Here is a 12,349-nt window from a genome sequence, read left to right on the forward strand (position 1 = left end):
CACGGTAGCGCGCCCCGATTCTCCATTCCCGCAGGAACACCCATGGCCACCCAGGACATCATCAAGGACTTTCCGCGCGTCGACGCCGATATCGTGCGCCGTGCGGCGCAATTGCAACCCGCCATCCTGGCCGACGTGGCGGGCCGGCGCGGCGCGCTCAACGGCCGCATCCGCGCGCTGCATCCCGGCATGAAGCTGGCCGGCGCCGCGCTTACCGTCGAAGTGCGGCCCGGGGACAACCTCATGATCCACGCCGCGATTTCGCTGGCCAGGCCGGGCGACGTGCTGGTCATCGACGGCAAGGGCGACCTGAGTGCCGCGCTGATGGGCACCATCATGATGACCGCCTGCCGCAAGCTGGGCATCGCCGGCGTGGTGATGGACGGCGCGGCGCGGGATACCGCGGAGATCATCGACATGGACTACCCGGTGTTCGCCGCCGGCAGCAATCCCAACGGCCCGACCAAGAACGTGCCCGGGCGCATCGGCCATCCGGTGTCGGTGGGCGGCGTGACCGTCCGCCCCGGCGACTTCATCATCGGCGACGCCGACGGCGTGGTGGTGGTCGAGCGCGAGAAGATCGAGGACCTGTTGCCCGCCGCCGAAAAAAAGGTGCGCGACGAAGCCGCGCGCATCGCCGCGATCCAGGCGGGCGACACCGAGGCCAAGTGGCTGGCCGCGGCCCTGCGCGCGGCCGGCGTCCTGAAGGAAGGAGAATCGCTGTGAACGCCGCCGCCAAGCCTGCCCTGTTGGTAACCGCGGCTGATCTGGCGCCGGAAGCGCTCGCCCTGCTTCAGGATTTCAAACTGATCTACGCCGGCAAGACGCCCACCGAGGACGGCATCGTGGCGCTCTGCCGCGAACACAATCCGGCCGCCGTCATCGTGCGCTACGGCAAGGTCGGCGCCGCTGCGATGGACGTGGCCCCGGCCTTGCGCGTGATCTCCAAACACGGCAGCGGCACCGATACCATCGACCGGGCGGCTGCGGCCCAGCGCGGCATCCAGGTCGTGGCCGCGGTGGGCGTGAACGCCGCCGCCGTGGCCGAACAGGCCCTGGCGCTGCTGCTGGCCTGCGCTAAATCCGTGGTGGGACTGGACCAGCGCATGCGCGCCGGCCATTGGGACAAGTCGACGCACAAGAGCCTGGAGCTGGGCGGCAAGACCATCGGCCTGATCGGCCTGGGCGCCATCGGCCAGCGCATGGCGGCCATGGCGCATGGCTTGAACATGCGCGTGATCGGCTTCGATCCTTATGCCCAGAATTTGCCGGACCATATTGCCGGCGTGCCGCTGGAGCAGATCTGGCGCGAGGCCGACGTGGTGTCCTTGCACTGCCCGCTGACCGACGACAACCGCGGCTTGGTCAACGCGGCGACGCTGGCGCAATGCAGGCCCGGCGTCATCCTGCTGAACACGGCGCGCGGAGGCCTGGTGGACGAAGACGCGCTGCTGCAAGCGGTACGCTCGGGCCAGGTGTGGGCCGCCGGCCTGGACAGCTTCGCCGTCGAGCCCATGAGCGCCGGGCATCCGTTCCAGCAGGAGCCGCGCATCGTGCTGAGTCCGCACATCGGCGGCGTCACCAGCGCGGCCTATGTCAACATGGGCGTAGCCGCGGCGCGCAATGTGCTCGATGTGCTGGCGCGCGCCGGATAGCGGGCGCCCGGGCTGGGCGGCCGTGGCGGCATCCGCCGCTCAGCGGCGGTACTCCACCGCGCAATCCCGCCCGGACCGCTTGGCCTGATAGAGCGCGAAATCCGCACGGCGCAGCACGTCCGAGGCGGTGGCGTCGTCGGGTAAAAAGCCCGCGATGCCGCCGCTGACCGACAGCGTCACCACCGCGCCGTCGATGTCCGCCGGATGCTGCCGCAGGCAGGCGCGCAGGCGTTCGCAGATCGCGCGCGCCACGGCCGCGTCGGCATCCGCCAGCAGCACCAGGAATTCCTCGCCGCCCAGCCGGCCTATCGAATCGCCTTCGCGCAGACAGGTGCGCAGCTGGTCGCAGAAATGCCGCAGCGCGACGTCGCCCCCCAGATGCCCGTAGCGGTCGTTGACCTGCTTGAAGTAGTCCAGGTCCAGCATCAGCGCCGTGGTCGGGCCGCCCGCGCCGCGCCGGCCGTGGGCCAGGCGCTCTTCCATGCGCTTGAGGATTTCCGCGCGGTTCCAGCAGCCGGTCAGGCTGTCCACCCGGGCCATGCGCGCAAGCGCCGCTTCCGCGCGCCGGCTTTCGGTGACGTCCATGCCCAGGTTCACGACCTTGCCGTCGGGCAGCTTGACGTTGGACCACAGCACCGACAATTGCTCGCCGTCGCGCGTGCGCGGCTGCCATTCGCGGAACGAACGGTCGGGCCGCGCCCTAACGCTATCCATCGCTCGATCGCGGATGACGGGATCGGGATAGAACAGCGCGAAAGGATCCTGGCTTTGCTTGATCTCGGCTTCCGACCAGCCGAAGCGCCGCGCGCAGGCGTCGTTCCACAAGGTGCAACGGCCGTCCTCGTCGAAGGCGTTGATCAGCACCGGCGCCGTCCGGAACAACGCGCCGAATTGCGCAATGACTTCGTTCAGCCGCGCCATTTCCCGTTCGCGCGCGGCCGCCCCCAGCACCGCGTGCTGCGCGAAACTGGCCAGTATGGCTTGCGCGCCGGCATGGGCGGACGCGTCGGCCAGCTCGCGCCTGAAGAGAAAAGCGATGTGGCCGCAGGCGACCCCGTTCGCGTCGAACAGCGTGCGCGCCACGCAGGCCCGCACGCCGGCCTCGGCCAGCCAGGGATCGTCTTGCGGCATCTCTTGCAAACAGGATTGTGAGGCCTGTTCCGCCAGCAACGCATGCAGGGCCTCGCCCGCGCCCGCTGGATCCGCCGCCACGCTGGCGCGGCAACTGGCGCTGGCGATCAGCTCCGCCGCGCCGCCGGCGCTCTGCAACCGCACCCAGGCGTAATCCACGCCCATGTCGGCGACCGCGCGGCTGACCAGCGTCTCGAAATAGCAGCCTTGCGGCCCCGCCGCCAGGATCGCGCCGGCCGCAGCCAGGATGCAGCCGTCATCAACCGGCAGCATGGGGGCGAGAGCGGCATCATCGGGCGATGGAATACGCATGGCTTTGGGTTCGAGGGGGAGATGGCGCGCCCAGCGGGCGGACCATGGCGGCGCCTGATCCCGGGCCGGGATAAAAATTGGGGCCAGTATACGAGTTATCCCTGAAACCAACTGCCAAGAATCGTCAATGCCCGCCCCCCTCGGCCAGCGCCCCCCCGTTACCAGGGAAAGTCGATCAGATCGCCGTACAGGCTGCGCAGCTTGGCCTTCACTTCGGCCGAGTTCTGGTAGATCGAAATGAACTTCAACAGGCGCGGATCCTGCGCGCCCGCCGGCGTGGCGACCCAGCGGATCGCATAGCGCCGCACATTGGCCGGATCCGTGTTGTCGAAGGCCAGGCCGTCCTTCTCGTTCAAGCCGGCCTGCTTGGCGAAGGTGGTGTAGGTCACGGACGCCGTCACGTCATCGAAGGTGCGCGCCGACTGCGAACCCTCGATCGGCACGAATTTCAGCTTCTTGGGGTTCGACACCACGTCTTCCAGCGCGGCCTGATGCGCCACGCCGGGCTTGAGCTTGATCAGGCCGATGGATTCCAGCAGCAACAGCGCCCGGCCGGTGTTGACCGGATCGTTGGGGACGGCGATGGTCGCGCCCTCGGGCATCGTGTCGCCCTTCTTCAGCTTCTTGGAGAACAGGCCGATGGTGGTGGAATAGCCGTAGGCGATGGGTCTGAGGTCCGCGCCCCGGCGCTGGTTGAAGAGTTCCAGGAAGGGTGCGTGCTGGAAGAAGTTCGCGTCCACCGAGCCGTCGGCGACCGCGATATTGGGCAGCACCCAGTCGTTGAATTCCACCAGCTTGACCTCCAGGCCCTCTTTCCTGGCCTGGGCGATCGCGATCTCGGTGGCGGCGTTGGCGACGCTGGGAATCACGCCGATGCGCAGCGGCTTGTCCTGCGCCGCGGCGTTGGCGGCGCAAGCCAGGGCCAGCCCGGCCGCGGCCGCGCAACGGGTGAGTTTCAGTAGCAATGGGTGCAGCAACATGAGGACCATCCAGAAGAAAAACAGGGCTAGGCCCCGCGCAGCCGCTATTGTGCAGCAGCCCGCCGCGTCCCCCGGCAATGGCCTTTGTCACGCAATGGCAATGTCGCGGACCGGCTTGCGGCGCTAAGATGGCTGCAATACCTCCTCGGGAGACGCTCATGAGCGCGGTATTGAACACCCAACCGGGCGCGCAGGCCGCCGCCAGCCACCGCGATCGCGTCGAAGACCAGCTCGGCGCGCACAACTACCATCCCCTCGACGTGGTCATCGCGCGCGGCAGCGGCGTCTGGCTCTACGACGTGGACGGCCGCAAGTACCTGGATTGCCTGTCGGCCTATTCCGCCGTCAACCAGGGGCATTGCCATCCCGCCATCCTGGCCGCGATGGCCGAGCAGGCGCAGAAGCTCACGCTGACCTCGCGCGCCTTCCGCCACGACCAGATGGCGCCGTTCTACGAAGACCTGGCGCGCCTGACCGGAGCGCACAAGGTCCTGCCCATGAACAGCGGCGCGGAAGCCGTGGAAACCGCCATCAAGGCCGTGCGCAAATGGGGCTACGAAGTGCGCGGTGTGCCGGAAAACCAGGCCGAGATCATCGTCTGCGCCAACAACTTCCATGGCCGCACGCTGGGCATCGTGGGCTTTTCGACCGATCCCGACGCCTATGGCCACTATGGACCGTTCGCGCCGGGCTTCAAGATCGTGCCCTTCGGCGACTACGCGGCTTTCGACGCCGCCATCACGCCCAACACGGTGGCTTTCCTGGTGGAGCCGATACAGGGCGAAGCCGGCGTGGTGCTGCCGCCCCCGGGCTATTTCGCGCGGGTGCGCCAGCGCTGCACCGAACGCGGCATCACGCTGATCCTGGACGAAATCCAGACCGGCCTGGGCCGTACCGGCAAGCTGCTGGCCGAAGAGCACGAAGGCATCGAAGCCGACGTCACCCTGATCGGCAAGGCGCTGTCCGGCGGCTTCTACCCTGTGTCGGCGGTGCTGTCCAACGCCGACGTGCTGGGCGTATTCCAGCCCGGCCAGCACGGCAGCACCTTCGGCGGCAACCCGCTGGCCTGCGCCATCGCGCGCGCGGCGCTGCGCGTGCTGACCGAGGAAGGCATGATCGAAAACGCCGCGGCCATGGGCGCCTACTTCCTGGACCGCCTGCGCACCCTGCCCGGTCCGGTACGCGAAGTGCGCGGACGCGGCCTGATGCTGGCCGTGGAACTGGAACCCGACGCCGGCGGCGCGCGCCTGTGGTGCGAACGCCTGCAGGCGCGCGGCATGTTGGTCAAGGACACGCACGGCCACACGCTGCGCCTGTCGCCGCCCCTGATCGTGACGCGCGAGCAGATCGACTGGGCCTGTGACCAATTGAGCGCGGTACTATCCGCCACTTGATGCCCCTACCGGAGTCCGCGACTTGCAGAACACCGCCAACCTGCCCCACCACATCACCCTGATCGGCGCGCCCACCGACATCGGCGCCGGCGCGCGCGGCGCGTCCATGGGGCCCGAAGCCCTGCGCGTGGCGGACCTGGGCCCGGTCATCGAGGCCCAGGGCTTCCAGGTGACCGACCGCGGCAACCTCTACGGCCCCGCCAATCCCTGGCTGCCGCCGGTGGACGGCTACCGCCACCTGGAGGAAGTCGCCGCCTGGAACCGCGCGGTCCACGACGCCGTCTACGAGGAATTGAGCCAGGGCCGCCTGCCCATCCTGCTGGGCGGCGACCACTGCCTGGGCATAGGCTCGATCAGCGCCGTCGCGCGCCACTGCCGCGCCGCGGGCAAGAAGCTGCGCGTGCTGTGGCTCGACGCCCATGCCGACTTCAATACCCACGCGCTCACGCCCACCGGCAACATCCACGGCATGCCGGTGGCCTGCCTGTGCGGCTACGGTCCGGCGCAGATCACCGGCCTGTCCGGCCAGACGCCCGACATCGAGGCGGGCTGGGTGCGGCAGATCGGCATCCGCAGCGTGGACCAAGGCGAAAAGCGCCTGGTGCATGAGGCCGGCCTGGAAGTCTTCGACATGCGCTACCTGGACGAAATGGGCATGCGCGCCACCATGGAAGCGGCCTTGGCCGGGCTGGACGCCGACACCCATCTGCATGTCAGTTTCGACGTGGATTTCCTGGACCCGGAAATCGCGCCGGGCGTGGGCACTACCGTCGCCGGCGGCCCCACCTACCGCGAAGCCCAGCTGTGCATGGAAATGATCGCCGACACCGGCCTGATGCGCTCGCTGGACGTGGTCGAGCTGAACCCGGCCTTCGACGTGCGCAACAAGACCGCGGAACTGGCGGTGGACCTGATCGAAAGCCTGTTCGGCAAGTCCACGCTGATGCGCCGGGGCTCCTGAACCGCCGCCGCGCGCCGTGACGGCGGCGCGCGGATCCCGCGCCGGCTCCCCGTTGGCGGGAGCCTTGTGCGGCCTCTAGCCTTCGCGGCCGAGGCGGATCGTTTCCGCCGCCTCGGTCAACAAGCGCAGGTTCTCTGCGCGCCTCTCGGCGACCCGCGACGTGGGCCCCGCCATGCACAGCGCGTACCATTCGCCGCCCAGGTCCAGCGCCACCGCCAGCCCGGTCAGGTCGGCCACGCTTTCGCCGGCATTCTCGGCCCAGCCCCTGGCCGCCGTCCGCTCGACTTCATCCAGCAGCGCCTGGCGCGTGACCAGCGTGCGCTCCGTGTAGCGTTCGTATTCGGCGTCCGCGAGGATGCTCTCGCGTTCGGCCGGCCCCAGGCGCGCAAGAATGGCCTTGGCCACCGCGCTGGTATGCAAAGGCCGCCGCACGCCGGGCCGCGTCGCATAGTGCACCGGGTGCGTGGATTCCGCCATGTCCAGGAACAGCACCGCGCCGTCCTGGATCTTGCCCAGCATCACCGTTTCATTGGCCGCGTCGCGCAACGCCGCGAGCTGCGGGCGCACCCGCTCCATCCACGGATCGCCCGACTGGATCAGCCCGCTCAAGGCCTGCAGCTTGGGCGTGGGGTAATAGCCCGCGCGGCGCCGGACCTCGTACAGATAACCGCGCGCCACCAGCGTGCGCACCAGCGCCAGGCAGCTGGACATGGGCGCGCCCAGCCCCTGCGCCAGCTCGGTCAGCGGCATCGGACGCCGCTCCTGGGCGAAGAGTTCGATCAGTTGCAGCGTTCTTGCGACGAGCTTCACTTCCATGCGCCGACTCCTCGCGCGGCATTCCCCAAACCCGCGCGGCCGCGCGTCGGCTTGGGAAATCCACTATGTTGACTTTTCACATGTGCGAACCTAAATTCTTGCACAAGAATTTTCTTTCACCAATGTGAAATAATTTTCGGCCAGATGGAGAACTGGCGCGCCGCAAGCAGATACACAGCATCCCAACGACAAACCGATAATTCGGCCCGCAACGGGCCGGGAGGCAAGCAGATGCGTATCAAACCCCTGTTGGCGGCGCTGGCCGCCTCGCTGGCCGCGTGCGCGGCCCAAGCCCAATCCGACGTGGTGCGCCTGGGCGTGTCCAACGACCGTTCCGGGATCTATTCGGATCTGGGCGGGCTGGGCTCCGAAATGGCCGTCCGCATGGCGGTCGAGGACTTCGGCGGCAAGGTCGCCGGCAAGACCGTGGAAGTCATAGGCGCGGACAACCAGAACAAGGCGGACGTGGCCTCGGCCCTGGTCCGCCGCTGGTTCGACACGCAGGGCCTGGTGGCCGTGGTGGACGGCGGCGCCAGCTCCGCCGGCTTGGCCGCCCAGGGCGTGGCGCGCGAAAAAGGTGGGACCGCGCTCATCAGCGGCGGCTTTGCGGGCGACTTCAGCGGCAAGCAGTGCAGCAACCTCAGCACCCAATGGGCGCCCGACACCTATGCCCTGGCCAATGCGGTGGTCAAGAGCGTGGTCGAAAGCGGCGGCAAGTCCTGGTACTTCATCACCACCGATTACGTGTTCGGCAAGTCGCTGGAAGCCAACGCCTCGCGCTTCGTGGACAAGGCGGGCGGCAAGGTGCTGGGCAGCACGCGCCATCCGCTGGGCGCGCTGGACTTCGCCTCGTTCCTGGTGCAGGCGCAATCCTCCAAGGCCGACGTGGTGGGCCTGGCCAGCGCCGGCGGCGACCTGGTCAACCTGATCAAGCAGGCCCAGGAGTTCGGGCTCACCGGCGGCAAGCAGCGCATGCTGACCTTCCTGACCTTCATCAACGACGTGCAGGCGATGGGCCTGCCCGTGGCGCAGGGTCTGACCTTTCCCACCGGCTTCTACTGGGACGCGGACGAGGACACCCGGGCCTGGACCCAGCGCTGGCAGAAAAAAATGGGCGTGACGCGCGCGCCTTCGATCGTGCAGGCGCTGAGCTACGTCGCCACCACGCACTACCTGCAAGCCGCCCAGGCCGCCGGCACCTTCGACGGCGCAACCGTCAACCAGAAGATGCGCGAGTTGCCCATCACCACCAAACTGATCAAGAATGCCCGGGTGCGTCCCGAAGACGGCCGCGTCATCATGGACCTGTATCTGGTCGAAGTGAAGAAGCCCGCCGAATCCAAGTACCCCGGCGACTTCTACCGCATCCTGTCCACGGTGCCCGGCGAAAAGGTCTTCGTGTCGCTGGCGGACAGCGAATGCCCGACTGTAAAGAAATAGCCTAGCCACGCCGTGCTCGCCTTGCGGGCCGGCCGTAAAAACACCCAGGAGGAGACATCCCATGAAGTGCTATTGCGTCGTGAACTTCCGCGAGCCCCTGCAGGAAATGAACCCGCCCACCCCCACGCCGCAAGGGTCGCAGGTGCTGCTGAAGGTCCGCGCGGCTGGCGTCTGCCACAGCGATATCCACTTGTGGGAAGGCGGCTACGACCTGGGCCAGGGCCGCACGCTGTCGCTGAAGGACCGCGGCGTGTCGCTGCCGCTGACCATGGGCCACGAAACCGTCGGCGCCGTGGTCGCGGCCGGACCCGAGGCGCAAGGCCTGGCCTCCGACCGCAATTACCTGGTCTACCCCTGGATCGGCTGCGGCAACTGCCCGCCTTGCCTGGCCGGCATGGAGAACCATTGCTCCGCGCCCGCCTGCCTGGGCGTGCACCGCGCCGGCGGCTACGCCGACCACATCCTGGTGCCGCACCCGCGCTACCTGATCGACATCGGCGACCTGGATCCCGCGCAGATCGCGCCTTACGCCTGCTCCGGGCTCACCACCTATTCGGCGCTGAAGAAGATCGGCGCCGACGTGTACCGTTCGCATCCCGTGGTCATCTTCGGCGCGGGCGGCCTGGGCCTGATGAGCCTGACGCTGATCAAGGCCCTGGGCGGCGCGGGCGCCATCGTCGTCGACATCGACCCGGCCAAGCGCCAGGCCGCGCTGGAAGCCGGCGCGCTCGCCGCCATCGACGGCGCCGCGCCCGATGCCGCGCAGCAGATCATCAAGGCGGCCGGCGGCAAGCCCGCGCAGGCGGCCATCGACCTGGTCGGCGCGCCCGCCACCACTTCGCTGGCCTTCGACTTCCTGACCAAGGGCGGAAAGCTGATCATCGTGGGACTGTTCGGCGGCGCATCGTCCTGGCCGATCGCAATGATCCCCATGAAGGCGCTGTCCATCATCGGCAGCTACGTCGGCAATCTGGCCGAGCTGCAGGAATTGATGGAACTGGTGCGGGCCGGCAAGGTGCCGCCCATGCCCGTGCATCGCCATGCGTTGGCCGAAGCCGACAGCGTGCTGGCCTCGTTGCGGGCCGGCAAGGTAGTGGGTCGGGCGGTGCTGACCAACTGAAGTCAGGCGGGTCGCAGGCGCGGATCGTAGATGAAGCGTTCGCGCCGCACCACCACCACATGCTCGGCGTCGGGGTGCGCCGGATTGATCAGGAAATTGCAGTCCGGCACGCCCCGGTAAGGCACGATGGCGCTGGGCAGTTCCAGCAGCGCCGACACGCCGGACTGCACCCAGTTGTCGCCCACCGCCTGAGACGCTTCGGCGAAAGGCACGGCGTCCCAGAACGGATAGTCCTCGTGCAACTGCGTCAGGCTCAGCGCCTGACGGGCTTCGTATAGGGCGCGCGGCACCGCCAGCTCGATCAGATAGCGGTTGGCCTGCTCGGACGCGCGGGCCGCGAAGTGCACCACCGTTTCCAGCGCCGCCAGCGCCACGCTGGCCGAGGCGTAGACCACCGCCGTGCCCGGACTGTTGTAGCGCCCGCCCACGGCCGCGGCGCCCGCCCCGCTCAGGTCGTCGGCGCGGTATTTGCCTGCGGTAGTCCCGATACGCCAGATCGAAACGCTGTCGTCCGTCATGCGTAGACGCCCGCCGCGGCGCGCGCCAGCGTGTCCTCGACGATGCGGCTGCTGGCGTCGGACGTCAGCAGAGACAACGGCTTGACGTTGCCCAGCGCGGGCACCGGCGTGTTCAGCCAGGCGACCGCCTCCTCGTCGCTGCCCAGCACCTGGCGCGCCACCCGCGCCACCCGCGCGACGCGGGCCAGGCGGTCGGATTCGCCCAGCGGCAGCATCAGGCCTTCACGGCTCCAGCGCGACAGCGAAGCCGCCTTGACCTCGGTGATGGCCATGATTTCAGACTTGGGCACCTGCAGGTAGTCGGCGGCGTCGTCCACCATCTGCGCGGGCAGGCCGCGGCGCACGTCGCGCGCCATGTCGACCAGGGGGCTGTCGACCAGGCTGCGGAACAACTGCTTGGCGCGCGCCGCGGCATGGCGCGACGGACGCTTGGCGGGGGTTTTTTCGAGGGCGGCTACGCTCATGGCCTGGCTCCTGCAAGTCTGGGCGTCCACGGCGGCGGACGCACCATGAATTCCAAATTGAATTCATGATATCCCATTTGGAAACACCGCCACAAGATCCGTCCCTAACAATGCCATGCCTCCGGATCGGCGCCGGATTTGGGCATATCATAGGCGGCTGTAACACGATTGATCAGACACTTATAAGGACTGGCGATGACGGACCGGCAGCTGACGATACTCGCGGCGTTGAATCTCATGGTGGCGGTGGGCGCGGGAGCCTTTGGCGCCCATGGCCTCAAGCGCATGCTCACGCCGGAACTGCTGTCGGTCTGGCAGACCGGCGTGCTCTATCACCTGATCCATGCGCTGGGTCTGTTCGTCGTCGCGCTGCTGGGCGCGCGCTACGGCTCGTCCCTGCTGTCGGCGGCCGGCGTGGTGATGTTCGTCGGCATCGTGCTGTTCTGCGGCAGCCTGTATGTGCTGTCCTTGACCGGCACGCACTGGCTGGGCGCCGTCACGCCTTTTGGCGGCGTCGCCTTCCTGGCGGCATGGGCCATGGTCGCGCTGGCGGCCTATCGCGCCCAGGGCTGAATCCCTTTCCTTCCCTCTTTCTTTCCCTTCCAGGCGGCCGGAACCGCCGCCCTCCCAGGCTGTAGATGTCCACCTCTTCCGTACTCCCCGCCGCCCAGACCCAATCCGCCGCAGCAGGCATCGCCTGTGTGGTGGGCGGCATCTTCTTCCTGACCTTGAGCGACGCCAACGCTAAATGGCTGGGCGCCCACTACAACCCGCTGCAGATCCTGTTCCTGCGCGCGCTGATCGCGCTGCCCTTCGTCGCCGGGCTGGCCCTGTGGCTGGGCGGACGCCGGGTGTTGCGCACCGCCCATCCCGGCCTGCACCTGGCGCGCGGCGCCATCAACGTGGTGTCGGCCTATTGCTTCTATCTGGGCCTGCGCACGCTGCCGCTGGCCGAGGCCACCGCCATCGCCTTCGCCGCGCCCTTGTTCGTGACCGCGCTGTCCGTGCTGGTCCTGAAAGAGCGCGTGGACGGCAAGCGCTGGCTGGCCGTGCTGGCCGGCTTTGCCGGCGTGCTGATCGTGGTGCGGCCGGGCGCCGACACCTTCCAGGCGGCAACCCTGCTGCCGCTGGTCACCGCGATGCTCTATGGGGTGATGATGATCACGGCGCGCGGCATCAACCGCAACGAAGGCATGCTGACGACCACGCTCTACATCGTGCTGGGCCAGCTGGTCTGCAGCGCGGTTGCCCTGCCCCTGGTCTGGGAGCCGCCGGCGGCGGCCGACCTGCCGTACTTCGGCGCGGTGGCGCTGTTCAGCACACTGGGCCTGGCGCTGATCACCCAGGGATTCCGCATCGGGCCCGCCTCGGTGGTCGCGCCCTTCGACTATACCGGGCTGATCTGGGCCACCGTCCTGGGCTGGATCTTCTGGCAAGAGGCGCCGGATGCCTATGCCTACCTGGGCTCGCTCTTCATCGCCGGCAGCGGCGTCTACATCGCCGTGCGCGAAGCCCGCGCCAAGTCCAGGAGCCGCAAGCCGGCCAAAGCCTGAGGCCC

The 12,349-nt window shown here is 68.3% G+C and carries 13 protein-coding genes; 8 read left to right on the forward strand and 5 right to left on the reverse strand.

From position 1 onward, the window contains the following. Positions 1-42: 42 nt before the first annotated feature. Positions 43-726, forward strand: coding sequence for an RraA family protein (locus BRO63_RS15650; RefSeq protein ID WP_088140641.1), 684 nt, complete (start codon positions 43-45; stop codon positions 724-726). Next, entirely contained in the window at positions 723-1,655 is a 933-nt protein-coding gene (locus BRO63_RS15655) for an NAD(P)-dependent oxidoreductase (RefSeq protein WP_179215110.1), read from the forward strand. Before BRO63_RS15650 ends, BRO63_RS15655 begins: the two co-directional genes overlap by 4 nt. 39 nt (positions 1,656-1,694) lie before the next feature. Here BRO63_RS15655 and BRO63_RS34495 read toward each other — a convergent pair whose 3' ends face one another. Both BRO63_RS34495 and BRO63_RS15665 read right to left on the reverse strand, forming a co-directional pair. Continuing rightward, positions 1,695-3,098 carry a sensor domain-containing diguanylate cyclase gene (locus BRO63_RS34495; protein ID WP_256943318.1) on the reverse strand — a complete coding sequence of 468 codons (1,404 nt, stop codon included), beginning with the start codon at positions 3,096-3,098 and terminating at the stop codon, positions 1,695-1,697. Positions 3,099-3,256: 158 nt separating this feature from the next. Then, positions 3,257-4,078: a MetQ/NlpA family ABC transporter substrate-binding protein gene (locus BRO63_RS15665; protein ID WP_088140642.1), complete on the reverse strand. Its 822-nt coding sequence runs from the start codon at positions 4,076-4,078 to the stop codon at positions 3,257-3,259. A gap of 158 nt (positions 4,079-4,236) precedes the next feature. Between BRO63_RS15665 and rocD the strand changes: the two genes are divergently transcribed. Together rocD and rocF are read left to right on the forward strand one after the other, a co-directional pair. Next, on the forward strand, positions 4,237-5,472 hold the full coding sequence (rocD, locus tag BRO63_RS15670; protein ID WP_088140643.1) for an ornithine--oxo-acid transaminase: 1,236 nt from the start codon (positions 4,237-4,239) through the stop codon (positions 5,470-5,472). A gap of 22 nt (positions 5,473-5,494) precedes the next feature. Continuing rightward, positions 5,495-6,433: an arginase gene (gene rocF / locus BRO63_RS15675; RefSeq protein WP_088140644.1), complete on the forward strand. Its 939-nt coding sequence runs from the start codon at positions 5,495-5,497 to the stop codon at positions 6,431-6,433. 75 nt (positions 6,434-6,508) lie between these two features. Here the strand turns inward: rocF and BRO63_RS15680 are convergent, their stop codons facing one another. After that, positions 6,509-7,249: an IclR family transcriptional regulator gene (locus tag BRO63_RS15680; RefSeq protein ID WP_088140645.1), complete on the reverse strand. Its 741-nt coding sequence runs from the start codon at positions 7,247-7,249 to the stop codon at positions 6,509-6,511. 231 nt (positions 7,250-7,480) lie between these two features. Here BRO63_RS15680 and BRO63_RS15685 point away from each other — a divergent pair, with 231 nt between their 5' ends. Together BRO63_RS15685 and BRO63_RS15690 are read left to right on the forward strand one after the other, a co-directional pair. After that, positions 7,481-8,689 (forward strand): ABC transporter substrate-binding protein, encoded by a 1,209-nt coding sequence (locus BRO63_RS15685; protein WP_088140646.1) that lies wholly within the window; start codon positions 7,481-7,483, stop codon positions 8,687-8,689. 61 nt (positions 8,690-8,750) lie between these two features. Then, entirely contained in the window at positions 8,751-9,809 is a 1,059-nt protein-coding gene (locus BRO63_RS15690) for an alcohol dehydrogenase (protein ID WP_088140647.1), read from the forward strand. 2 nt (positions 9,810-9,811) lie between these two features. Here the strand turns inward: BRO63_RS15690 and BRO63_RS15695 are convergent, their stop codons facing one another. After that, entirely contained in the window at positions 9,812-10,327 is a 516-nt protein-coding gene (locus BRO63_RS15695) for an RES family NAD+ phosphorylase (protein WP_088140648.1), read from the reverse strand. Next, positions 10,324-10,791 (reverse strand): type II RES/Xre toxin-antitoxin system antitoxin, encoded by a 468-nt coding sequence (gene parS / locus BRO63_RS15700; RefSeq protein WP_013393935.1) that lies wholly within the window; start codon positions 10,789-10,791, stop codon positions 10,324-10,326. The genes BRO63_RS15695 and parS overlap by 4 nt, the downstream gene beginning before the upstream one ends. Before the next feature lie 195 nt (positions 10,792-10,986). Between parS and BRO63_RS15705 the strand changes: the two genes are divergently transcribed. Both BRO63_RS15705 and BRO63_RS15710 read left to right on the forward strand, forming a co-directional pair. Further along, on the forward strand, positions 10,987-11,364 hold the full coding sequence (locus BRO63_RS15705) for a DUF423 domain-containing protein (protein ID WP_088140649.1): 378 nt from the start codon (positions 10,987-10,989) through the stop codon (positions 11,362-11,364). Between the two features lie 65 nt (positions 11,365-11,429). After that, a complete protein-coding gene (locus BRO63_RS15710) occupies positions 11,430-12,344 on the forward strand; it encodes a DMT family transporter (RefSeq protein WP_088140650.1) in 915 nt (304 codons plus the stop codon). The last annotated feature ends 5 nt before the right edge of the window (positions 12,345-12,349 follow it).

It is taken from the genome of Achromobacter xylosoxidans, from assembly GCF_002192695.1.
Taxonomy (GTDB): domain Bacteria; phylum Pseudomonadota; class Gammaproteobacteria; order Burkholderiales; family Burkholderiaceae_B; genus Achromobacter; species Achromobacter xylosoxidans_C.